General features: G+C 58.0%; 1 protein-coding gene and 1 pseudogene. One reads left to right on the forward strand and one right to left on the reverse strand.

The genetic code is table 11. The annotated features are described in order from the left end of the window. Window positions 1–423, reverse strand: a 423-nt coding sequence (locus ACR0EL_RS22080) for a pirin family protein (protein WP_480502301.1), incomplete at its 3' end; no start/stop codon positions are given. Window positions 424–582: 159 nt separating this feature from the next. On the opposite strand from ACR0EL_RS22080, the pseudogene ACR0EL_RS22085 reads away from it, so the two are divergent. Beyond that, window positions 583–810, forward strand: a pseudogene (locus ACR0EL_RS22085) (hypothetical protein); the annotation flags it as partial.

An 810-nucleotide genomic window follows, 5' to 3' on the forward strand; every position in this document is an offset into this window, starting at 1 on the left:
AGTGCTTTGAACGTCCTGATAGCGCGGGGCGGCCATTTTCTGATCTGATGGCAGATTGCCCCACAGCTGGAACCCATGCATCTGACCGCTGGCCGACCCCTTGGGCATTTCCTGATGCAGGATACCTGACCCGGCGGTCATCCATTGGACATCTCCGGCACCCAGCGTGCCGCTATTGCCCAGCGAGTCGCTGTGTTCGACTGTACCGGACAGGACATAAGTGATCGTTTCGATGCCCCGATGCGGATGCCACGGAAAACCGGCCATATAGTCCAATGGGTTGTCATTCCGGAAATCATCGAACAGCAGAAACGGGTCCAGTTCCGACGGGTCCTGAAACCCAAACGCCCGGTGCAATTTGACGCCCGCGCCTTCCATTGTCGGGACCGCCTTGCGGAATTCCAAAGTTGGTCTGAGTGACATAAACGCCTCCTGATCCTTTGACCGGAACTTATGCGTCGGCCTGAGGCAGTCAATTTGCGCAGGAACACTGAAGCTGTGCGAAGATGCTCAGACAGGTGACGCGGTGCTGTCCTTTGCGTATCAAAGCGGTTAAAGCGGGCGGACAATCAGGAGAACAATATGCAAGAAGAAGTGCTGGCTACGGTCGCGGCCTCGGCACCGCGGCGCTGGACTGGGGTAGGGATGCTGGTCACGGTCGGGGCGTTGGTCATTTACGTCGCGTTGGCATCGCCGCCTGAGTTAGGCTGGCAGGTCTTCTTACTGGTTTCCGGGGCAGCCGCGTTCTGGTTAGCCCGTCGCATGTGGTACGCGACCGAAGACAGGATCGAGCTGACCCAATCCCAATTG

The sequence above is a fragment of the Ruegeria sp. AH12 genome (genome assembly GCF_056541465.1).